Origin of the sequence: Geobacillus sp. 46C-IIa, from assembly GCF_014679505.1 — a bacterium.
Lineage (GTDB): Bacteria > Bacillota > Bacilli > Bacillales > Anoxybacillaceae > Geobacillus.
The window spans coordinates 266,224-286,917 of the sequence record NZ_CP061474.1 but is presented as its reverse complement, the minus strand read 5'-3'; the positions used below and the strand labels follow the sequence as shown (position 1 = coordinate 286,917).

Sequence of the window (20,694 nt, the reverse complement as noted above, 5' to 3'; positions counted from 1 at the left end):
CCTTTTCCAAGCCTTTCCGTCTTCATGATTTTCCTCCTTCGCAAAATAAAAACCGCCTCTTTACGAAGCGGTTTTATGGTTACCTTGATAGATAAAAGAAGCCGCCGCTCGATCTGCGACAGCTTCTTTACGGGGAAGGGTTTGGTTGGGCTCTTCTCGGTCAGTCTGCTCCACTCACGTACACATGGTAGAGGGTATTCATTTGTTCAATATCATTTTATCACAAAAAAACGTGCCAAAACTGACATGTTTTTGACGTTTTATCGTTCTCAGTATTTAGTTGGTTCATTTCGGCAAAGGAAGGATTTTCCCACGTCAACTCTGACTTCTATAACTGTAACCCCAGCCAAATCATTCATACGATTCTTCTGGTCGTTTTCTTCAGTGGTCTAGAAAGATTTTATTGACATCAATTTGCAGAAACTATAATATAATGATGTACATAGGCGCTTAATAAGGAGTGTCAGTCGGACTGACACCACCCTTTTTAGGCGCTGTTTTTGTATGCTTTTATGTCAAGAATACAAACCATTTTTCTAAGTATTGTGGGACCATGGATATGTTTTTCAAATTCTCTATAGTATGTTTTCAAAAAACTTTTCAACTCTTTATCATCAGCATGTAACGCAGCTCTTAAAACTAAATAATTTAATTTTTTTGTGTTAGGTAAATCTGAGTTAAAGATCTCTTCTAGAGAAGAAAATCCACTTTCCAGATACGATTCCTTATCCTTCCTAATATTTTTATTTAATAAATCCTCCGGGGAATATTCTGCCATCTTTCTTACTTTATCATCAATGATTATATCCTCATTTTTCGTTTTCTTTAAATATTTATGAACCGGCAATACCATATTCCCTCGCAACAGTTGTGGCAGTTGCTTCTCGACTAAAAGATTGTATCTATTTCGCAGTTTGCTATCCAATAAATCGAAAACTATATCATCAAAAATATCTTTTGATGATATACCAGTTATCCCCATATAATCTAATAAATCTGACTCTTTCCCTATAGCCACCACAACTTCATTTCCATCATATTCTTCATCATCCAGTAAATTAATAACTTTTTTTGCTTCCCCATTATAATCATAAACAATTTGATAAACTAAATTTCTTAATCTTTGTATCTCTTTTAACTCGACTATATCCTCCAATTTCCCCATTTCTTTGTATAATAATGTGAAATCTTCCAAAGTTATTTTTGTTAACTTAATCTGCACCCCATCAAAGTAAATGGAGTGACTTCCCACGATAGGATTTTGTATTCCTTTTTCGTATTCTATTATAATCAATCTATTTTCAAATGCTCTATATTCTTCTTCATTTTCCAAACAAGTGTATATATCTTTAAGAAAGTTTCGGATATTTTCATCGGTGATTGAATATCCCATAAATATCACAGGATTTTCTGCAAATAAACTTATAACTTTTGCCGACAAAACCTTGCTTTTTTTATTAAAATTCTCGTAATCTTTATGAGTTAACACGATAGACGATGGTTCAGATACACAACCATGTATCTTGAATAATGTACCTAATTCAGAATCAACAAACATTTTTTGTTTTATTAGTCTTTTATGATTAACAAAAATATGATCCTCTAAAAACGTGTCATAGTTCGTAGTAATAACTGTAACCATTTTATCTTTAAGCTTTTTTAGTTCTTCTATTTCTTGACACATTTTTTCATCGATTTTATATGTTTGTAATAACTCTTTTATGAAATATTTTAACGGATTTTCCTCTTCTTCTGGTACAGATAGACCTCTAATTTTTCCTTCATAATAGCTTAAATTAAAATCATTTTCAATTAATGTCCCTAAATACTTATACATCTGATAGGAATCATTTTCTTCAATACCATATTCATTTTTTATTTTTTGTCGGTACCACTTATATTTATTTGTTGGATTGTCATCGTATTCTTCGATACATCTCTTTAAAAGCTCCTCCCACGAATACTTTTTATCTGTGTATCTCTTCGTTATACCAGAACCAACAAATATGATAGGCAACCTTTTAGTATCTTTTATATTTTGGAATATAGTTTCTAATGTTATCTGATTTTCAATCACAGTTTTTCACCCTTATCTCGAGCAAATAACACTTTTTTCAAAATCCTATTCGACACAATAATACCAGATATTATGGTTTCAATAAAGGTAAATATATAGTGATTCAAAAAAGTATCTGTTATACCACATACATCAACAAATACATCGATAAACATCATAATAAAATTAAAGAAGCCATCGCACAATCTGCGACAGCTTCTTTTCGGAAAAGGGATAGTCGTATTATTCTTGATAGTCCTCTCTACTCAAGTACATGCGTTGTAGAAGAGTATTAATCATATTGGAATTTTTAGGAAATCGAATTTACCTCCCCCAATAATTTGGCGATGTCATAAATGATTTGATCTCTCCATCTGTACAATTGTCGCACACTCACCCCAATCTCTCTAGCAACCTGTTCCCACGTGTAGTTCTTCCCCGACCAATACTTCAACTGCACCACTTTCTGTTTTTCCGGCGAAAGCAATCCGTATACTGTTTGAATCGCGTAAACGATTTGCTCCAAACGCTCCAAACGTCTGTGGGTAATCAGTTCAATTGTCCGGCGCTCGGTTGGGCGCGAAGGGAGATTGCCGCGCCCTCCCCCGACGTTCTCATCGTAATTCGCCCGACCGAACAGAATATCTTTCTTTAAACGTTGAATGTCGCGCACATATTCGAAGTAGTAATAAAGGTTATGTTCGATATATTGAGCAACGCCTTTTTCGATTTTTACAGCGGTCATGGCATGCCCTCCTTTATACAGAAATCGGGGCTTTGATCGCCGGATGTGGATCGTATCCGACGAACTCGAAATCTTCATAGAGATAGTCAAAAATCGAATCCGGTTTTCGCTTGATGATGAGTTTCGGCAGCGGTCTCGGTTCTCTAATCAATTGCAGTTTGGCTTGCTCAAGATGGTTTTTGTACAAATGGACGTCCCCGCCGCTGAAAATCAATTCCCCGACACCCAAGCCGCATTGTTGGGCAACCATATGCGTCAACAGCGCATAGCTAGCGATGTTAAACGGCAATCCTAGAAATGTATCGACAGAACGCTGTTGCCACATGCACGATAGCCGCCCGTTGGCGACGTAAAACTGGAAGGCGTAATGACATGGGGGCAACGCCATTTGGTCGAGTTCCCCGACATTCCATGCACTGACCAACAACCGCCGCGAATTCGGATTGTGCTTGATTTCCTCGATGACTCTCGTGATTTGATCGATTGTTCCACCGTCTGCTGTTCTCCAAGCGCGCCATTGGGCGCCGTAAATGCGCCCTAGGTCGCCGTTTTCATCGGCCCACTCATCCCAAATCGTCACGCCGTTCTCATTTAAGAAGCGAATGTTCGTATCGCCGCGTAAAAACCACAGCAATTCATAGATGATCGAGCGAATATGAAGTTTCTTCGTCGTCAGCAACGGGAAGCCTTTTTGCAAGTCGAAGCGCAACTGACGTCCGAACACCGACAGTGTTCCTGTCCCGGTTCGATCCTCTCTCTCAGTTCCGTTTTCAAGAATATCGCGCAACAAGTCTAAATACTGTTTCATGACCCTTACCTCTCTATTCTTCCATCGTTATAGACTTAATCATGTCTTTGATCGCATTCGCGGCTCGCTCGTATGTTCCGGCGATCCCGCGCCATGTGATGAAGTCGCCTTCGTACTGTCCTGCAATCTTTAATTGCGTTCCTTTGGCGATCCGGCTGTAATGTTGTGCGTCGGTCGCTGATGACTTTTCGCGTTCCTTGCGATAGTGCTGTCCTTGCGCGATTTCCGCCATTCCTTCATGGTATTTCGCGCGCTTTTTATACCATCCCGCAATTTGCCATGCCACTTGCTCAAGTTTTGTGTAGAGATATTCCATGCGCGACAATTCATACGGCGTCAGTTCGTCCATGCGTTCCTCGTAAAATCGGATCTGTTCGATATATCGGTTGTGTAGCCGCGTGTATGTCTCAAACTCCTTATCCGTCGCTTCGTTCATCGCGCTTCCCCTCTAGTTCGATTAATCGGTCAAGGTAGTATCTCGCTTTTCTTAAGTCTTCCAAGCCGCCTTTATAAAGATAGCGGCCAACGTATTTATACACGTTCCCTAGACAAAATCCGCTGAATTGTTCTTCCGTCATCTTCGCCTCCATATACTCGATAGGTTCTATGCCTCCTACCTTGTAATAGTCTGGGCGTACGTCTTCTTGTTTTGGCAATTTCATTCCCTCTCTTTTAAAAGTTTGTTCAACACTTCTCTCTGCGCTTGAATGAGCTTCATTTCAGTTTTGGCTGCCCTCGCGATTTGCGCCAATATGAACGCATCGACAACGTTATTCGAGTTGCTTTCAAATCCCCATCGTTTATACACTTCAAGCACAACCCTCTCCTTATTCGCGTTTCCCTTCGCTCCGGCAAACTTCTTTAGAAGGGACGGGGCGACGTCAACATACTGAATGCCCCGTCTGTACAGCTCCATTCGCATCCCCCATCCAATGCCGCCCAAAAGGAAGCCCCGTCGACTGGCGTATCCGAATCCTTCAATCGCGACAAAATCTGTATCATGCACCGAGTCGACTACGGCACGGATAAGTTCGCTCATCCTCGCCGGATCATCTCCCTCTCTCTCAATCTCTTTCGCCTCAATCACTTCCCCGAACGGAGATAACGCCACAAAACCCGTCCGTAAAGATGGATCGATGCCGACGAATCTTTCAAATTTCATGACCACACCTCAATATCCGTTCTTCTGTCTCTCGTGATTAATCATGTTTTTCCTCATGTACGCTTCGACAATTTCCTTTTCTGTAAACCCTAGTTTTTCGCCGAGTCCTATGAACATGCGGACGATATTTTCGTAGGCTTCTTCCACTTCAGTATCCGCCGTAACTTCATGGAGCGTTACGCTATCGTATAGACGTCCGATTTCGAAGAACAGGTAATTAAACTGCTGAATCGTCGTTTCATAACAAATTGGCGTCAATTCATTCGGCAAACCAAGTCGAATTGGCACTGATTGGCCATATCGTTCCGATTCCTCAAGGCCGATAGACAGGACAAAATGAAGACCGTCTACATATTCCTCAAGAAGCCGCTCGGTTCTTGGTTCTCGATCATTCGACCAAAACTTGAATTGCCGCCATTCGTTTGCGATCTCTCCAAGTTCCGTTTGCAACGCCAAAATCTTTTCTTCCAACCTCGTTTTCTCGCGCGGATGAATCTTATCGATGTGTTCATCCAGTTCTCTTTGTGCCTCGAAAAGTTTTTGCAATTTCATTCTCCGTTCCCCCTCTCATTCATCCCGCTTCGCTTGCTCGACCGCCAAAATCCATTTCAGTTCCTCAAAGTCGAACTCGTCTATTTGTTGCCCCTTAAATTCATTGATCCCCATTTTCCGCAACCTCTGGATCACGTTGCGGCGCTTCATCTCCTTTTCCATCCCTGTTTTTTGAACATAACGATAGAGCGAACCCATTTCTGTTCCCTCCCGTCACTATTGGTTACTCAATATCAAACCGACTTTCTACTGGGGCGATAAGCTCCAATTCGAACAAATCGACCGGCCGCATCCACTTATATCCGTTCTCACCAAACGGCATCATCTCTTCTTCCCCGATATACACCCCGAACCCATGGTATCTGCTGTATACAATGTCGCCCCTCTTAAACTCATTTACTTGTCGTCCCAGTTTCGCCCATTTTTCTTTTCTCTTTTCCTCGTCGTTTACCTCATACCATCCGCATAGCGCCAAAGCGAATTGCTCCGGCGTCAGTGTTTCCAGTTTTTCAAGTTCGCTTCTCATTCTCAAGTCGTTTAGATTCACGAAATTCTCCATGATCTCTTCTACGGAATATTCTCTTTTCAGCCATTTCAATGCATGTTCTTGTCGTGTCGACAGTCTCACTCTCTCCATTTTTGTTCCTCCCTTTCCCTCTCATTTCTCATCCTAATCAATTGATCGAACCACTCTTGATCGCCTGTATCCAACGCGATGTTGACCATGTCGTCGATATTCTCCCTTGTCAGTTCCCATTGATCCACAGGCGCCAATTGCCGGAGCAACATTTGTTTTCTTCTCCAGACTGGTTTTTCATCGTGGTCAAGTGTGAATCGAACCATCGCCGCGGGCGGTCTAACCCATTCGACGTAACCCAACCATCCACAATACGCGCTATTTACGCTGACACAATACACCCAATCTCCCGGTTCTATCGACGTTTCACCATCGAACCACTTTTTATCCGTTTCATTCACCCTCTACCATCCCTTTCGTCAAAACGGCAAATCGTCGTCATTAATTTCGATCGGCTCTCCGTTATCAGCAAAAGGGTCGTCGAACCATCCTTGTTCTTCCGGCGGCTTCATAAACGCCTCTCTCGCCCTCCTAGAGGCGTTTTTATCTTGCCCGGATGTATCACTATTCCCTTTCTGTTTCTCGCCCGAATTCGAGGCGTTGCGCGGCTCCAAGAACGTCGCCGTATCCACCACAACCTGCGTATAATACGTCCTCCGCCCGTTCCGTTCATAGCTGCCTGTTTCCAGTCGTCCATCTACCCCGACCATGCTTCCTTTTTTCAAGTAGTTCGCGATGTTCTCCGCCTGTTTTCGCCAAGCGATACATCGAATGAAGTCGGCTTCCCGTACTCCGTTTTGATTGGCAAACGGTCGGGTGACCGCCAGTGTGAATGTAACAACAGCTACCCCACTCGGCGTATATCGGAATTGCGGATCATCCGTCAGCCTCCCTGTCAAAATGACGCGGTTTATCATGCCAATCCCTCGCTTTCTATTTTTCAACAAACACAACATATGCAAATTTTTTGGGCTGGCTCTCTACGGTTTTGATCTCTATCAAACGCTCACCATCCGCCGATTTCTTTTCCTGTACAATGACGTACCATTTCTTCATTTTCCTCCCCCTTCATGAAGTTTTCGAAGCTCTCCTTTAACGGCTCTTTGATTAGCCCGTTTTCATACAAGTCGTACTCGTCCGCCCAATACCATTTCCCGAACATGTCTTCCCTCATCGCCATCAGCCTTTCCGCCAACGCTCGGTTTTGGTGTACGGCCTGATGGCATCGGTGGCATAAGGGAGCAAGGTTTCTCCACTTCCCCCTGCCGCCTTGGGAACGAAAGCGGACATGGTGCGCCTCGATGCGCGGATCGCCGCATACCACACATCGACAGCCGAACACTTCAATCATGCGGTTGTACTCGGTTTTGCTGATGCTTCCTCTTGTTCTCGACGAAGGTGCTTTCCGTTTCCTCCGCCTTTCCGGCACTTTCTTGGGAACGGCACGCCATTCCTTGAGACTCACTCCCTCACCTCCTTTTGATAAAATCCCGCCAATGACGGCAAATTCTTCGTCCTTGCCATCTCTCGAAACGTCGTGAAGCGATTGCCAATCGACATCGGGAAATCTAGTGGATATTGAAAACAGTTTTTCGGTTCTATGCCGTATTTGTGACGAATAAACGATTTCGCTTCTTCTTCGTCTGCGGCAAACACAAATGCGAATCGCCCCTGTCCAACCTTCACCGAAAACACATGAATTTCGCGCACCTTCAAAGGGTTTTCCTCTACAAGACGGGCGATGGCTCGCCTGTCTTCTTCAGTCGCGCTTTCCATAGCCGCTTCGAGTTCATCCACCGTGCTGTCGCGCCGCAAGCGCTTCGTGGACAAAAAGTAGTGAAGCGTGTAGATAAGAGAAGCGGCTTCTTCCCGAATAGCTTCTTTCATCAGTTCATGAACGTAAATCTTCGATCACCCCTGTGTTTCGGTTGTACGAAACGCGGACTGTCCCAACCCCTCCGTTTCGGTTCTTGGCCACGATGACTTCTGCGACGCGAGGATCGGCTTCGGCGTTGTAGTAGCTGTCTCGATACAGGAAGATAATCACGTCCGCGTCCTGCTCAATGCTTCCTGACTCTCGAATATCCGACATCAGCGGGCGCTTGTCGCTTCGCTTCTCTACATCACGCGACAGTTGCGCCAGTGTGACGATCGGGCAACTGAACTCTTTGGCCGTCTCCTTGATCGCTCTGGAAATCTCGGTGACTTGCAAATGCATGTTTCCACCGTAATATCGTTCCGGCCGTATCAACGTGAGATAGTCGATAAACACGACAGGTTTTCTGTCCGGAAACCGGTTTACGGCCTTTCTGATTTTCGAGCGAATGTCCGCGATGCTCTGTCCGGCGCCGTCAAAGATTTGCATGCGCGTCTCGGATGCTTTTCCGATGACCTCGATCCACATACTCTTTTGCCTTTCCGACAAATCATGATACGGATTTCGCAACTTCATCCGGTTAAATCCGCCAATCGAGCCGATGAGCCGGTCGCGGATTTTATCGGCCGCCATTTCAAGCGAAAACACGATAGGCAAGTATCCATGCCACCCGGCACTTTTCGCGAAATGAATCATGAAATCGGTTTTCCCCATGGACGGGCGCGCTGCCAAAATGATCGAGTCGCCATCATTGAAACCATTCAGCATTTTATCGAGTTCGTTAATGCCCGATGGCGTCCCCATTTTCCGTTCGGTCGGCGTCCATGGCGCTTCGGCAACCTCTTGGAGCAAGTCGCTGATGTCATGATGGTCGGTGACCCGTCCTTCGTTCAAACGGGTCAGCGCGGTTGTGATCTTGTCAATATCCCAATTTTCCTGCGCCGCAACGACGAGAATCCGCCGCTTCTCACGTTCTTTCCATTCGTCAAGAACCAACGCCTCGTATTGGTCGAATTTCGTTTCGTTTGCAAATGCGGATACCTCGTTGAGATAGGAGAGGCCGCCAAAGTCAGCCACATCTTCTGTCGTGGAAAGCGTCACAATATCCGGTTCGTCTCCCTGCTGTGCGATCCGCTTCATGGCGGCGAACAGCTTCCGGTGCTTCGGATCACTGAAATGCGTTTCGGTCAGAATCGTTTCTTTGAGCAGGTAGGGACATTCAAGAAATGTCCCTAACACTGCTTTTTCTGCCTCGACACTCATTGTGTCCAGTCCTCTCCGGCGTTCATGTTGTGAACATACAGCTCATAATAAGCCGGCCGTTCCTCTCTATGGCAAAGTTCGGCGATCGTAGGCGGATAGGTCTTTTCCTTGGCATGTCGCTTTGCGTTGGACAGCACCAAGTCGAACGGTTCGTCCGCCAACAAGTCGTACCAAATGTCTACTTTCTCTTTCGATACCTCGAAGTTTGAATAGACGAATGAAATGAGCTTCATGACGTGCTTCACTTGCTCTCTTGTCATGCCGGTTCTCCCCTTTGGCTAGAGTTCGTCCCAGTTGATCTCGGTTGGCGATTGCCGGCGGCGCTTCGCCTGTTTCCTCTTTTGCTCGAACATTTCGTTGTACTCTTTCACATCATCAAGAGTGAACAACCCCATGAATTCGAAGTTTCGTAGAATGCTAGAAATGTAGCGTGCCGGATTCCGCGGCATTTGTTTCCGCGCCAATCGGATCGCTTCGACGATGATCGCTTCCGGCTTTTTAAATTGTCCGTTCTCAATGACCTGTTCAAATTCTTGTTGCAAAATAGAAGGCGGTAGATAACCAAATGCTTTCTCGAATTCGGTAACAGGATTGCATTCGGTTTTTTCTTCTCTCGAAATTTCGTTTATCGGTTCGTCCTTATCATCATCATCTATATTTGTAGTAGTCTTTGTAGTAATCTCTGTATTTGTCTGGCGCTCTATCGTATAGGGTGTTACGTTAGAACGTAATACCCTATCTGTTGAAACGTCAGAGCCTATTTCATCTGTCGTCATATCCTCTATACCGTATGTGAATTCTGATAGTTTTTCCGGATTCAGTTCTATAAAAAGCACGTTAGTCAGTGTCATTCCATCTACATGGATATTTCGGAATTCCCGTCGTATTAGGCCTTTATCTTCTAACCGCTTTATAGCATCCCTCACCTGTCTTTTGGTGAAGCCAAACTGTTCAGCGAAGCTATCGTAGCTTCGTTGTAAAAGATCGGCTTTGAAGCGTTTCCGAACCTCCTTGATTCGTCCTGTCGCTTCGTCCTTTATGAACATTGGCCGATACCAATACACAATTTCGGACAGAAGAACGATTGCAATCGTATCTGGCTTTCCATTTTCAAAGGTAATGGTGCTAAACCAATTGTGAGGAATTACCGTCCCAGCGAGATTTATTTTTGCTACTTTATCTACAATGGGATGTCCAGTCAGCATGTTGCTCTCTCCTTTTACGGCATCTTATCTTCCTTAACGCAAATCACTACTTGTTTTTCTCTATCTACACCGATCACTTTAAATTCGGGATGAACGATTTTGATATATCCAGTCGCATATGCTTCATATTCCTTCTCTGTTCTAGCCATCCACGTGTAGCAAAACGGCAAGGCTACTCGATATTCGAGCCCTTCTTTAAATGCCTTTTGAACCTTCTCTTTCTTCTTTCTTGTGTCCAATCGGTCTCATCTCCGAGTTTCAATGGTTCCCTATAAGAATCAAAGCGAGAATCGCGCCGGAAACGGCGTAAGGAAGCCACCCCAGCTTCGTTTCTCTTAAAATCGTATCCGTATCCTCATCGGTTTCGAGGAAGCACCAATATGCTTCCCCGAACCGTTTGATCCATGTTTTCATTCGAACCGCCCCGTTATGATCGAGATGGCTTTGCTTGCTTCCTCGACTGTCCATTCAGACGGTTCTTTATCGACACCCATCGTTTCTTTCAGCTTTTCGTACAGCATTTCTTTCGTCCAATCCGCTGTCACTCGGCGCGAAATGAGCGCATCAATGTAATCCAATTGGTTTTTGCTCGCTTTTTTGTTTTTCCCGTTTTCCTTTTTGTCAATCTTGCCGTTTTGTTTTGCTGTATCTCTCGCATCGGGATCGTCCTCGTCAGTCGGAACACTGAAAAACTTCATAAGGAAGTATCTCTCCGTATACGTCAACGCACTGCCAAATGCTTTTGAAATGTCGTCCTGTTGCCCCATATACTGCCAAGGAATTTCAATACGATCACTCGGATCGTCGGCGTTGATCCATACATATTTCATATCGCCAGTGACAACAAAGTCTGTTTTTGGCCGTTCGCGTTTATTTTCTCTGTCCCATACGGTATAATTAAAAGTAGAGTGGGTTTGGTTGAGGACGATTGGGACGAGCAACACGCCCAATTCGTCCATTTTTTCACGAATCTTTTTCAGCACCTGCGCGCCGGATACATAACGATAGCCGTACCCCTGCGAATCTTTTACGAAAACATCGACCGTTTTTCGGATTTCCACGAGTTTTTGATAAACATTGAGCGGTTTCGGTTGTTCGGCTGTTTTCGTCATCGAATTCTCACTCCTTTTTCTTGTTTTAGTTCAACTCCCGGAATTTGTTCGCCGCTTTTGATCCGCTCCAAAATGCTCTTTTTGTCCACCTCGACTTTTTGTTTCAAAAACTCTGCCGGAATCGCCGACATATCCACAACATCCACAGACGGCGGATTGTCTTGAATGTATACCGTGATGGTCGGTCGCTTAATTCTTTGAATGCCCGCGCGTTCCAACTGCTCGAATAGATACGTTTTCAGCCGTTTCACCTTATTTTCAATGGCGGTTCTCTTCTCGTTCAGCCGTTTTTCTTCTTCCCGAATGGCTTTCGCGTCCGATTCTAGATTCCGAATCAACTTCGCGATGTTCTCGGCTTTAAGTTCGATTTCATCGCGTATGGCTTCGAGCGTATCTACTATCGCATCGGATTCCATTTCTTCTGCCATTTCAAGCAGTTCGCGATAGTTTTCTGCTAACTCGTATAGCTTCATATCTTCTCCCCCCTTTGCTTCACCAAGCAATTTTCCGCTCTCCACTTTCCAGACAAAAAGCCATCGCGCAATGATTGTCATAGTGAATCATTTGCCCATCGAGAAACTCTATGAATTCCTCTCCTTCGACGATGTTCTCATAGCACCCGGCGCATTCGCCGATCACGCGCGGTTCTTCCCATTTCACGTTAAGCGTCATCGGATTTTCCACAGCCATTCATAACAGCCCCTTTCTCTTAAGAAAGTCGATTTGATTTTTGACTGATGAAACTCTTCGGTTTAGCATCTTCGCCAGCTCTCTGACCGGCAAATGAACATTGTCGATCAGTATCCGTCGTTCTTCCTCCGTCCATTTCTTGATCCCTCGATTTTTCCGGCGCTTACTGGTATTGGCGAGCCAATCCCCAAGCTCACGCATTTCTTCGTAGACATCGCACGTACCGCATTGTTTGACATATCGACTGCCGTTGCGATGGCCTCCATACGGACATTTGCGGCATATGTTTAGAAGCTCGCCTATGCGGATACGTGCTTTTCTTTTATCATCCAACGAATCACCTCCCTTCCCTTAACGCCCATATTCAGACGCAGGAAACAGGACAACTTTGGCCAAAAACATGAGGCAATTCGGGAAAACAGGACAACATCCTGCGCCTGACGATAGGCACTAAGGAGTAGTTGGCAAAGAAGGTGAGCAGCCCTCTTTGCCCTTCCCCTTTTTTTCTCTCAAGGTTGAATCGACTCATTCGAGGTTCAAAACTCGTATTTGCTATCCTCCCAACCGCACTCATCGCATTCTGCTTCCCAAACGTACCCTTTACCCTCAACGATTTCCACTACTTCCCAATGAGTTTCTGCGCCACAACGCGGGCATTCCATGTTCATGTTTCTCACCTCCTTCACTTGATACTGAAGCGTTCCGGATACTTTTTCACCGCTTCGAAAACTGTCCGAAGCGCTATGCGATTTTCATGAGTGATTTTCCCGTCCATCCACGTCAGCTCAACAATGACATTTCGATCCGTGTCCAGTAGACTGATCGTGTACATCGGGTCTGCGATGGTCTCAAATTCCATGACGGTCGCTTCGATCGGCAGAATATTCTTGTGCCGGAAAGCGATCTCGTCGACAACGCACTTCGGTAACTCATCGAACGACAGCTTTTTGATTTGCATGTGAATCCCCCTTTTTCGTGAATATGTCTCGAAAATGCTTTTGAAGAAATTCCTCCATCTTCGAGGCGATGAAACACCAACGTTCGCCTTTCCGCTCCGGATAGTACACGAATCCGCCGTTTTCAATGTTGAGCATTTCCCGATAGCGAGGATGCAAGAGAATGTTCTCCTTTAGCCAATCCTCGCTGTATCCTGTTCTCTTTTTGAGGTCTTGCATCGACCACCAAATCTTATCCATTACATTTGCACCTCCTATTCCCTTTTGGTAACAGAACTATCTAAATAAAAGAGCTCTTCAAAAGTAGCCCCTTCCAAAACATTTAATAGTTTTGCTATAAACTCATTTCCGGGCTCTCTTTTCTTTCGAAGCACTCTGTATACTGTTACATAAGAAACTCCCATTTTTTCGGCCAAATCTTTCTCACTCCAATTATTTACACTCATGTATTCTCTTAATTTTTCATGTTTGATCTTGACCCGCACCTTAACACCTCCGTTCCGTTCCCTTTTGGTAATTATAATATACCATAATCATTACCTTTTGGCAATATTTATTTCAAAAAAGTCTTTATCTACTCTTTGCCAAATGGTAATATCAATTTAGGTATTACCATTTGGCAAAGGTGGGTTGATTATGACGAAAGCGAAACAGTTCGGGAGTTATATTAGACAATTGCGCGAGAAAAAAGGATATACGATCAATCAATTATCTCTATATTCAGGGGTGAGTTCTGCCCAAATATCACGTATTGAAAATGGATTAAGAGGGGTTCCCAAACCAGAGACAATCAAAAAATTGTCTGAAGCCCTAGGGCATTCCTATGAAGACCTTATGCAAGCCGCAGGCTACATCGCCGACGATACTAAAGAACATCTCCCTAACTTGACGGAGAGGGACGAGCGCGATATACAAAAAGAATTAGAAAAGCTGATTAGGGGACTTAAAACAGGGAGCGGCTTTGCGTCTTTTGGAGGGATGGACATCGACGAACTCGATGAAGAGGATCGGGAATTGCTGATCGCATCACTTGAAAATTCCCTTCGCCTCGCCAAGCGCATCGCAAAACAAAAATTTACGCCGAAAAAATATCGAAAAGAATAACTATCTCTAGGGGGGTTCGCTATGGCTGAAAAGATCAAACAAATTGTAGAGAAGATGATCCGAAAACACGGCACGAACAACCCCTACGAGATCGCATCACAGAAAGGCATAGTGCTGTTGTTTGAGCCGCTTGGCAAAATCTATGGGTATCATCATACGTTCCGCCGGATTCAGATCATTCACATCAATGATGAGTTGGACGAGCCTATGAAACGTTTCGTCTGCGCGCACGAGCTAGGGCATGCGGTTCTGCATCCCGAACTCAGCACTTCATTTTTGCGAAAACACACTCTTTTCTGCATGGACAAGGTGGAGCGGGAAGCAAATGAATTTGCGGTGGAATTGCTTCTGTCGGATGATGTGCTTTATACATATCGAGGTACTAATGCAACCATTTATGAAGCCGCCGCGGCGTATGGAATCCCTAGGGAGGTGGTGCATCTAAAAAATTTTGACTTCTGAACCAAACATATATTCTGCAAAGGGAGGGAGATGACATGGCCAGCATTCAAAAAATGAAAAACGGCCGTTGGCGTTATCGCGTGTCGTATAAGGAGAACGGGAAATATAAAACGAAAACGAAGGGAGGATTTCGAACAAAGAAAGAAGCCGAGTTGGCAGCGGCAGAACTGGAAAAGCAATTACACAAGGGATACGACATCAACGCGGGGGATCAGCTATTTTCCGAATACATGCGGAATTGGTATGAAGTATATAAAAAAGGGAAATACAGCTTGGCGCATGAACGAAATATCGAGTTATCCGTCCGATTGGTGGAAGAATACTTTGCCGGAGTGAAATTAAAAGACGTAACGCGGGATATGTACCAAAAGTTTATTAATGAAATCGCCAAAAACCACTCAACCGCGACGGTACAGAAACGACACACGTACATCAAATCGTGCCTCCGGGATGCGATCGAAGACGGGATCATCACTAGAGATCCGACATACAAAGTGATTATCAAAGGGGAAGTGGAGACAAAATCGGAGGAATTAAAGTATCTCAATTTCGACGAAGTGAAAAAGTTGGTGGCGGAGATAAAAAGGGACATGAAACCTCGATACATTTCCCGATACATCATTTTATTCGCGATCGCCACTGGCGCCCGGTTTTCGGAAATCGCCGGACTGACATGGGATTGTGTCGATTTTAAAAACAAAACGGTTACGATTAATAAAACATGGGATTTCAAAGACAAAAACGATTTTAGTGACACAAAGACGTTTGACTCTAAACGAACGATTACGATTGACGACGAGACGCTGAATATGCTCAAGGAACTTCGAAAACATCAAAATGAATTAGCGATGAAAACCGGATTAAGGAACACGAAAAATTTAGTATTCGTCAACACAAAGATGGAAGTCGTAACGAATAACGCAGTTAATAAAACGTTGCGCGCGTTATGTAAAAAAGTCGGCATCAAAACCATTACCTGCCACGGTCTCCGGCACACACACGCATCGATGCTTTTGTATAAAGGGGTAAACGTTAAGTATGTTTCCCGACGACTTGGGCACAAAGATATTGTAACCACTCTACAAACGTACTCGCATATTTTAGATGAGATGGAGCAAAAAGAATCCCGGCAGGTCGATCTCGCGATGGAGGAGCTGTATCATGCCAAATAGCCGTGCAAAATTCGTGCAAAATTTTTTCGGATTCTATCGGTTTTTTCGGGATTCCCAAAAAATGAAAAACGACCGCAAACGCGGTCGTATCAAGGGATTTGGGAATCTCAATCCGAACTTGTCGGATAGTTGGAACGCCCTCGGCAGGATTCGAACCCACGCTAAGAGAACCGGAATCTCTCGTGCTATCCACTACACTACGAGGGCATAGTCTGTTGTTGTTTTTGCTGCTTTGTTCCGTCGCATGTTCTATTATAGCAGGATTACGCAAAAATGCAAGAGGAAAAATGCAATAAAAAAGAGGAAAAATTGGATTGCTATTCCCTGCTGTTGGCGTTCCTGTCTTTTTACCGTGATTGCCAACAAAGCCCTCGAGGGAAGCAGTGGTTTAAAAATTGAAAAAGCGGTTATGATGAAAAGAGGGATGTCCACCGCTGTTCGCGAATATGTATATAGATGAGTGGGGGAAGGTGTTTTGTTTGACCTTCATTGACCATTCATGTATGATTAAGGCGTACATATGGATTCATTCAGATGGAAAAGGAGGCGTTTTGCATGTATTTAATCCCGACTGTCATCGAACAGACCAACCGCGGGGAGCGGGCGTATGACATTTATTCACGTCTGTTGAAAGACCGCATTATTTTCCTTGGCAGCCCGATCGACGACCAAGTGGCCAACTCGATCGTGTCGCAGTTGTTGTTTTTAGCGGCTGAAGACCCGGAAAAAGACATTTCCCTTTACATTAACAGCCCGGGCGGCTCGATCACAGCCGGCTTGGCGATTTACGACACGATGCAGTTCATTAAGCCCGACGTATCGACGATTTGCATCGGCATGGCCGCATCGATGGGCGCATTTTTGTTGGCAGCTGGCGCGAAAGGAAAACGGTTTGCTCTTCCGAACAGCGAAGTGATGATTCACCAACCGCTCGGCGGCGCCCAAGGGCAAGCGACGGAAATCGAAATCGCAGCGAAGCGCATTTTGTTCTTGCGCGACAAATTAAACCGCATTTTGGCGGAAAATACCGGCCAGCCGATCGAAGTCATTGAGCGCGATACGGACCGCGACAACTTTATGACGGCGCAAAAAGCGCAAGAATACGGCATTATCGACCGCGTGCTGACACGCTTGGAGGATAAGTAAAAGCAAGAGGCTGCTTCCGTCACGAACGGAGCAGCCTCTTTTGCTGTTTGCCTTCCTCCGGTGAATCTTTGCGCATCGTCCGCGCAGACGCATCGCTCATTTTTCTTTCTGGACATAGGCGGCGAGCTTTTCGAGCGCTTCTTGTTCGTCCGGACCGTCGGCGATCAACGTGATGATCGCGCCATGGCCGACCGCAAGGCTCATCAAGCCCATGATGCTTTTCGCGTTTACCCGCTTGCCGTCTTTCTCTAAAAAGATGTCCGCCGAAAAACGGTTCGCCTCTTGGACGAACAGCGCCGCCGGGCGCGCTTGCAGACCGGTTTTCAGCTTCACTTCGACTTGTTTTTCGACCATTCTCCATCTCCCCCTTTTATAGCGATTTATGGAAATCGACCGGCTTTCCGGCTCGCAGCCGTTCGGCGATTTCGTCAATTTTGCGCAGGCGGTGGTTGATGCCGGATTTGCTAATTTTGCCGCCCGTGACCATCTCGCCGAGTTCCTTTAAGGTGACATCTTGATGCTCAATGCGGAGTTGGGCAATTTCCCTCAGTTTCGCCGGCAGTGAATCAAGGCCGATCGTTTCATCGATGTAGCGGATGTTTTCCACTTGGCGGAGCGCGGCGCCGATCGTTTTGTTTAGATTGGCCGTCTCGCAATTGACGAGCCGATTGACGGAGTTGCGCATGTCGCGGACGATGCGAATGTCTTCAAAGCGAAGCAACGCTTGGTGGGCGCCGATAATGTTTAAAAACTCCGCGATTTTTTCCGCCTCTTTTAAATACGTAATAAACCCCTTTTTCCGTTCCAACGTTTTTGCATTTAAACAAAAGTGGCTGTTCATTAATTCACATAACGACCGATTATGTTCCTCGTACAGCGAAAAAATCTCTAAATGGTACGAGGACGTTTCCGGGTTGTTGACCGAGCCGCCCGCCAAAAATGCGCCGCGCAAATACGAACGCTTGCAGCACTTTTTCTTGATGAGCTCCGGAGAAATATCGTGGACGAACGAAAAATCGCCGTTCCAAATATACAGCTCACGAAGCAATGGGGTCGCACCATCGGTAATCCGCACAATATACACGTTATTTTTCTTTAAACGCATTTTTTTGCGCACAAACAGCTCAACGGCGACATCATACCCTTTTTTCAGCAGCGTATAAATGCGCCGGGCAATGGCCGCGTTTTCCGTTTGAACATCGACCGTCATCCGCCCGCTGGAAAACGACAGTGAACCGTTCATGCGCAACAGCGCCGACAGCTCTGCCCGCAAGCAACAGCGCTTCACTTCGAGATTGGTCAGTTCTTTTTTCGTTTCTGACGCAAAAGACACGATCGCTCCACCTCCATTCATTCCCCGCATATCGGCCGGTTGGAGGTGTCGAAACCTCGGCGCGGCCATCTGCCGCCGCCTTACTCCGGCGCTTTATCCTCATGTCCCCCCCAACCGCCCGGCACGTGCCTAGCGGCGGGGAAGCAGCCCAAGAAGAAGAGCGGCGACTTTCGCTGTATTATGACGAATAACCCCATCTTCATACGTAACAATATCCTCGCGAATGACTTGGATGTGAAGTCCGCTGCTGTCGTCACGCACCGGCTCGGCCCGCTCCTCCTCGTAACGGCGGCGAATCGCTTCCGGAATCGACCCGCTGTTGACGATCACCGCATCTAAAAACGGGCGGCCAAGATGAGCATGAAGCGCCTTCACATGATCGCTCACCGTATAGTGCGGCGTCTCGCCGGCTTGGGTCATAATGTTGCATATATATACTTTTTTCGCCTTCGCTTTGCATACTTCCTGCCCGATTTTCGGCACAAGCAAATTCGGCAAAATGCTCGTATACAGGCTTCCTGGCCCGATGACGATCAAATCGGCACAGCGGATGGCGGCGATCGTCTCCGGCAGCGGTTCAATATCTTCCGGGGTTAAAAACACTCTCTTAATTTTTTTTCCCACATTCGGAATTTTGGATTCGCCGGACACAATCGAACCATCTTCCATTTCAGCGTGCAAAACGACACTTTTGTTCGCCGCCGGCAGCACTTGGCCGTGCACGTTCAGCACTTTGCTCATTTCACGGATCGCCTTCATAAAATCGCCGGTGATCGAGGTGAGCGCCGCTAAAATTAAATTGCCGAGCGAATGGCCGGATAAGCCGTTGCCGTTTTGAAAACGGTGTTGAAACAGCTCGACAATGAGCGGTTCGACATCAGACAGCGCCGCCAACACGTTGCGGACATCCCCAGGCGGCGGGATGCGCAGCTCATCGCGCAGCCGCCCGGAACTTCCCCCGTCATCGGCGACGGTGACAATGGCGGTCAAGTCGAGCTCGTATTGCTTCAGCCCCCGCAATAAGACAGGAAGCCCGGTGCCGCCGCCGATGACAACCATTTTTGCTGCTTGTTCGTCCCTCATCGATGTGCTTCCTTTCTCCTCTCCATGTCCCGGTGCGAGACAACCGTTTTATAATCGGCAGAAAAATGACGGGCGATATATTCCGCCAGCGCCACCGAGCGGTGTTGCCCGCCTGTGCAGCCGATGGCGATCACCAGCTGGCTTTTCCCCTCGCGCTGGTAATATGGCAGCATAAACGCCAACAAGTCAAGCAATTTTTCTAAAAATTTTTGTGTTTCTCCCCATTTTAGCACATACGATGACACTTCGTCATCGAGCCCGGTTTTCGGACGCATGTGCTCAATATAATGCGGGTTCGGCAAAAACCGGACATCAAACACTAAATCAGCGTCAATCGGGATGCCGTACTTAAATCCGAACGACATGACATTGACCGTAAACCCAGACTGCGCATGCGACGAAAACTGGCGAACAATTTTTTCGCGTAGCTCGCGCGGCTTGAGTCCGGTCGTATCGTAAATGATTTGCGCCCGCCCTTTGATTTCTTCAAGCAGCTTCCGCTCGAGGCGGATCCCTTCAAGCGGCGGCTCGTTCGGCGCGAGCGGGTGCGTCCGCCGCGTTTCTTTGTAGCGGGCGACAAGCGTCGAGTCTTGTGCGTCCAAAAACAAAATTTGCGGCACGATCCATGCCTGTTCGGACAATTCGTCCAACGCAGCGAACAAATGGTCAAAAAAGTCGCGGCTGCGCAAGTCCATGACGAGCGCGACTTTATTCATTTTATTTCCGGACTCTTTCACAAGCTCCAAAAACTTCGGCAATAGCGTCGGCGGCAAATTGTCAACGCAAAAAAAGCCGAGATCTTCAAAACTTTGAATCGCCACCGTTTTCCCCGCTCCGGACATGCCGGTAATAATCACGAGCTGGATCGGTTGCACCGTCCCGTTTTGCCCCATCTCCTTCTCTCCTCTCCGTTAGCTCGGATCAAGGCGATACGAAAGCAGCTCAAATTCCTCCGTATACACAAATGCGCCGTACATAATCCCTTGACCTTTTAAAGCGTAGTCTAAAATATGGTAGTCACCTGGGGCCATCGGCAGCGCCGAAAGCGTCTCGACATCGTGCCAAGCGAGCGTGCCTTCTTCGGAAGACGCGACATTTTCACCGATGAAGTCCTCCGCGAAAAAGGTAAACATCATCCATTCGGACACCGTTCGTTCCCCGTCTTTGATCACGACGGTAAACACCCCTTTCAGCTGCGGGTGTTTTAAATAAATGCCCGTCTCTTCCCGATATTCGCGAATGCACGCCTCACGCACCGTCTCGCCGGGCTCCATTTTGCCGCCCGGGGCGACCCACCAGCCCCGCTTCGGCTTTTGCAAAAGCAACACCCGGCCGTCTTTATATAATACGCAATTCGTTACCCGTTGCAATTCCTTCACCCCAAACATGGCA

At 46.2% G+C, this 20,694-nt stretch carries 35 protein-coding genes and 1 tRNA gene; 4 read left to right on the top strand and 32 right to left on the bottom strand.

The genetic code is table 11. The features are described from left to right. Positions 1-487 precede the first annotated feature (487 nt). The 26 genes from IC803_RS01420 to IC803_RS01300 all read right to left on the bottom strand — a co-directional run bounded on the left by IC803_RS01420 (position 488) and on the right by IC803_RS01300 (position 13,487). Positions 488-2,077, bottom strand: a complete 1,590-nt coding sequence (locus IC803_RS01420) for an SIR2 family protein (protein ID WP_081207201.1) — start codon at positions 2,075-2,077, stop codon at positions 488-490. Positions 2,078-2,366: 289 nt separating this feature from the next. After that, complete coding sequence (locus tag IC803_RS01415) at positions 2,367-2,801, bottom strand: helix-turn-helix domain-containing protein (protein ID WP_033027867.1); 435 nt, start codon at positions 2,799-2,801, stop codon at positions 2,367-2,369. Positions 2,802-2,814: 13 nt separating this feature from the next. Then, the gene (thyA, locus tag IC803_RS01410) at positions 2,815-3,609 is read right to left on the bottom strand and encodes a thymidylate synthase (RefSeq protein WP_081207202.1); all 795 of its coding nucleotides are present in this window, start codon (positions 3,607-3,609) and stop codon (positions 2,815-2,817) included. Between the two features lie 13 nt (positions 3,610-3,622). Further along, positions 3,623-4,045, bottom strand: coding sequence for a hypothetical protein (locus IC803_RS01405; protein WP_053532654.1), 423 nt, complete (start codon positions 4,043-4,045; stop codon positions 3,623-3,625). Beyond that, positions 4,026-4,271: a DUF3310 domain-containing protein gene (locus IC803_RS01400; RefSeq protein WP_081207203.1), complete on the bottom strand. Its 246-nt coding sequence runs from the start codon at positions 4,269-4,271 to the stop codon at positions 4,026-4,028. Before IC803_RS01400 ends, IC803_RS01405 begins: the two co-directional genes overlap by 20 nt. After that, positions 4,268-4,771, bottom strand: coding sequence for a RuvC family protein (locus IC803_RS01395; protein WP_081132822.1), 504 nt, complete (start codon positions 4,769-4,771; stop codon positions 4,268-4,270). The genes IC803_RS01400 and IC803_RS01395 overlap by 4 nt, the downstream gene beginning before the upstream one ends. A 9-nt stretch (positions 4,772-4,780) precedes the next feature. After that, entirely contained in the window at positions 4,781-5,323 is a 543-nt protein-coding gene (locus IC803_RS01390) for a dUTP diphosphatase (RefSeq protein WP_081132823.1), read from the bottom strand. 15 nt (positions 5,324-5,338) lie between these two features. After that, positions 5,339-5,521 (bottom strand): hypothetical protein, encoded by a 183-nt coding sequence (locus IC803_RS01385; RefSeq protein ID WP_081130973.1) that lies wholly within the window; start codon positions 5,519-5,521, stop codon positions 5,339-5,341. A 25-nt stretch (positions 5,522-5,546) separates the two neighbouring features. Continuing rightward, positions 5,547-5,960 carry a hypothetical protein gene (locus tag IC803_RS01380; RefSeq protein WP_081130972.1) on the bottom strand — a complete coding sequence of 138 codons (414 nt, stop codon included), beginning with the start codon at positions 5,958-5,960 and terminating at the stop codon, positions 5,547-5,549. Continuing rightward, a complete protein-coding gene (locus IC803_RS01375; RefSeq protein WP_223812011.1) occupies positions 5,948-6,301 on the bottom strand; it encodes a hypothetical protein in 354 nt (117 codons plus the stop codon). The genes IC803_RS01380 and IC803_RS01375 overlap by 13 nt, the downstream gene beginning before the upstream one ends. 18 nt (positions 6,302-6,319) lie before the next feature. Then, entirely contained in the window at positions 6,320-6,817 is a 498-nt protein-coding gene (gene ssb / locus IC803_RS01370; protein WP_081132824.1) for a single-stranded DNA-binding protein, read from the bottom strand. 89 nt (positions 6,818-6,906) lie between these two features. Then, complete coding sequence (locus tag IC803_RS01365; RefSeq protein ID WP_081207204.1) at positions 6,907-7,365, bottom strand: HNH endonuclease; 459 nt, start codon at positions 7,363-7,365, stop codon at positions 6,907-6,909. Next, a complete protein-coding gene (locus tag IC803_RS01360; RefSeq protein WP_081130920.1) occupies positions 7,362-7,787 on the bottom strand; it encodes a hypothetical protein in 426 nt (141 codons plus the stop codon). The genes IC803_RS01365 and IC803_RS01360 overlap by 4 nt, the downstream gene beginning before the upstream one ends. A gap of 4 nt (positions 7,788-7,791) precedes the next feature. Continuing rightward, positions 7,792-9,039, bottom strand: a complete 1,248-nt coding sequence (locus IC803_RS01355; protein WP_081130919.1) for a replicative DNA helicase — start codon at positions 9,037-9,039, stop codon at positions 7,792-7,794. Further along, complete coding sequence (locus IC803_RS01350) at positions 9,036-9,299, bottom strand: replicative helicase loader/inhibitor (protein ID WP_081130918.1); 264 nt, start codon at positions 9,297-9,299, stop codon at positions 9,036-9,038. The genes IC803_RS01355 and IC803_RS01350 overlap by 4 nt, the downstream gene beginning before the upstream one ends. An 18-nt stretch (positions 9,300-9,317) precedes the next feature. Beyond that, positions 9,318-10,244, bottom strand: coding sequence for a DnaD domain protein (locus IC803_RS01345; protein WP_081207205.1), 927 nt, complete (start codon positions 10,242-10,244; stop codon positions 9,318-9,320). 14 nt (positions 10,245-10,258) lie between these two features. Beyond that, positions 10,259-10,483, bottom strand: a complete 225-nt coding sequence (locus IC803_RS01340) for a hypothetical protein (RefSeq protein ID WP_081207206.1) — start codon at positions 10,481-10,483, stop codon at positions 10,259-10,261. Positions 10,484-10,502: 19 nt separating this feature from the next. After that, a complete protein-coding gene (locus tag IC803_RS01335) occupies positions 10,503-10,658 on the bottom strand; it encodes a hypothetical protein (protein WP_013144071.1) in 156 nt (51 codons plus the stop codon). Next, entirely contained in the window at positions 10,655-11,356 is a 702-nt protein-coding gene (locus IC803_RS01330; protein WP_081207207.1) for an ERF family protein, read from the bottom strand. The genes IC803_RS01335 and IC803_RS01330 overlap by 4 nt, the downstream gene beginning before the upstream one ends. Then, positions 11,353-11,829 (bottom strand): siphovirus Gp157 family protein, encoded by a 477-nt coding sequence (locus IC803_RS01325; protein WP_081132827.1) that lies wholly within the window; start codon positions 11,827-11,829, stop codon positions 11,353-11,355. The genes IC803_RS01330 and IC803_RS01325 overlap by 4 nt, the downstream gene beginning before the upstream one ends. Positions 11,830-11,848: 19 nt before the next feature. Continuing rightward, positions 11,849-12,046: a hypothetical protein gene (locus IC803_RS01320; RefSeq protein WP_013144068.1), complete on the bottom strand. Its 198-nt coding sequence runs from the start codon at positions 12,044-12,046 to the stop codon at positions 11,849-11,851. Next, entirely contained in the window at positions 12,047-12,379 is a 333-nt protein-coding gene (locus IC803_RS01315) for a Crp/Fnr family transcriptional regulator (protein ID WP_081207208.1), read from the bottom strand. Between the two features lie 203 nt (positions 12,380-12,582). Further along, positions 12,583-12,714 carry a hypothetical protein gene (locus IC803_RS18295; protein WP_255396831.1) on the bottom strand — a complete coding sequence of 44 codons (132 nt, stop codon included), beginning with the start codon at positions 12,712-12,714 and terminating at the stop codon, positions 12,583-12,585. Between the two features lie 14 nt (positions 12,715-12,728). Then, entirely contained in the window at positions 12,729-13,004 is a 276-nt protein-coding gene (locus IC803_RS01310) for a hypothetical protein (protein ID WP_081130951.1), read from the bottom strand. Further along, positions 12,976-13,242 carry a DUF771 domain-containing protein gene (locus IC803_RS01305; protein ID WP_081207209.1) on the bottom strand — a complete coding sequence of 89 codons (267 nt, stop codon included), beginning with the start codon at positions 13,240-13,242 and terminating at the stop codon, positions 12,976-12,978. The genes IC803_RS01310 and IC803_RS01305 overlap by 29 nt, the downstream gene beginning before the upstream one ends. 14 nt (positions 13,243-13,256) lie before the next feature. After that, on the bottom strand, positions 13,257-13,487 hold the full coding sequence (locus tag IC803_RS01300) for a helix-turn-helix transcriptional regulator (protein ID WP_223812010.1): 231 nt from the start codon (positions 13,485-13,487) through the stop codon (positions 13,257-13,259). Positions 13,488-13,638: 151 nt separating this feature from the next. On the opposite strand from IC803_RS01300, the gene IC803_RS01295 reads away from it, so the two are divergent. Genes IC803_RS01295 through IC803_RS01285 form a run of 3 tightly spaced genes read left to right on the top strand, consistent with a single transcriptional unit; the run spans position 13,639 to position 15,740 of the window. Then, entirely contained in the window at positions 13,639-14,106 is a 468-nt protein-coding gene (locus tag IC803_RS01295) for a helix-turn-helix domain-containing protein (RefSeq protein WP_081132828.1), read from the top strand. Positions 14,107-14,127: 21 nt separating this feature from the next. Then, positions 14,128-14,568, top strand: coding sequence for an ImmA/IrrE family metallo-endopeptidase (locus tag IC803_RS01290; protein ID WP_081207210.1), 441 nt, complete (start codon positions 14,128-14,130; stop codon positions 14,566-14,568). 35 nt (positions 14,569-14,603) lie between these two features. Continuing rightward, a complete protein-coding gene (locus IC803_RS01285; protein WP_081207211.1) occupies positions 14,604-15,740 on the top strand; it encodes a tyrosine-type recombinase/integrase in 1,137 nt (378 codons plus the stop codon). 135 nt (positions 15,741-15,875) lie between these two features. Here the strand turns inward: IC803_RS01285 and IC803_RS01280 are convergent. Further along, positions 15,876-15,947, bottom strand: a tRNA-Arg gene (locus IC803_RS01280). A 348-nt stretch (positions 15,948-16,295) separates the two neighbouring features. On the opposite strand from IC803_RS01280, the gene clpP reads away from it, so the two are divergent. Further along, positions 16,296-16,886 (top strand): ATP-dependent Clp endopeptidase proteolytic subunit ClpP, encoded by a 591-nt coding sequence (gene clpP, locus IC803_RS01275; protein ID WP_008880295.1) that lies wholly within the window; start codon positions 16,296-16,298, stop codon positions 16,884-16,886. Between the two features lie 96 nt (positions 16,887-16,982). Here clpP and IC803_RS01270 read toward each other — a convergent pair whose 3' ends face one another. The 5 genes from IC803_RS01270 to IC803_RS01250 all read right to left on the bottom strand — a co-directional run bounded on the left by IC803_RS01270 (position 16,983) and on the right by IC803_RS01250 (position 20,690). Continuing rightward, complete coding sequence (locus IC803_RS01270) at positions 16,983-17,240, bottom strand: HPr family phosphocarrier protein (RefSeq protein WP_081207212.1); 258 nt, start codon at positions 17,238-17,240, stop codon at positions 16,983-16,985. Between the two features lie 16 nt (positions 17,241-17,256). Further along, a complete protein-coding gene (gene whiA / locus IC803_RS01265; protein WP_081207291.1) occupies positions 17,257-18,219 on the bottom strand; it encodes a DNA-binding protein WhiA in 963 nt (320 codons plus the stop codon). A 129-nt stretch (positions 18,220-18,348) separates the two neighbouring features. Beyond that, on the bottom strand, positions 18,349-19,302 hold the full coding sequence (gene yvcK / locus IC803_RS01260; RefSeq protein WP_081207213.1) for a gluconeogenesis factor YvcK family protein: 954 nt from the start codon (positions 19,300-19,302) through the stop codon (positions 18,349-18,351). Then, positions 19,299-20,195: an RNase adapter RapZ gene (gene rapZ / locus IC803_RS01255; RefSeq protein ID WP_063164788.1), complete on the bottom strand. Its 897-nt coding sequence runs from the start codon at positions 20,193-20,195 to the stop codon at positions 19,299-19,301. The genes yvcK and rapZ overlap by 4 nt, the downstream gene beginning before the upstream one ends. Before the next feature lie 18 nt (positions 20,196-20,213). Next, positions 20,214-20,690, bottom strand: coding sequence for an NUDIX hydrolase (locus tag IC803_RS01250; protein WP_081207214.1), 477 nt, complete (start codon positions 20,688-20,690; stop codon positions 20,214-20,216). Positions 20,691-20,694 lie beyond the last annotated feature (4 nt).